This is a genomic window from Klenkia sp. AC732 (genome assembly GCF_979256525.1).
This window is the reverse complement of record NZ_CEEDOS010000114.1, coordinates 1-273: the sequence shown is the minus strand read 5'-3', so window position 1 is coordinate 273 and position 273 is coordinate 1. Positions and strand designations below refer to the sequence as shown.

The window sequence follows — 273 nt, the reverse complement described above, 5'->3', positions numbered from 1 at the left end:
GTCCCCGGCGACGACCTGCTCACCCACCTGGTCACCGCCCGGGACGCGGCGCCGCTCGGCGGCCAGCCCGCGCAGGTACTCGACGAACTCGGCGGCCGCGGAGACCGCGGCGTCCTCGACCTCGGTGGTGCGGCCGTACTCGTACATCTTCACGATCGCGTTGGACCAGGGCCGGAGCAGCTGCCGGTCGCCGTCATCGCCGAGCTGCTGGGCGTGCCCGAGGCCGACCGGCAGCTGCTCGGCCATCCCGGTGAACAGGTCCACCGGCGCGCT

General features: G+C 74.4%; 1 pseudogene. It reads right to left on the bottom strand.

Annotated features, from left to right (window positions below):
• A pseudogene (locus AC0IVP_RS21910) lies at positions 1 to 273 on the bottom strand (cytochrome P450); the annotation flags it as partial.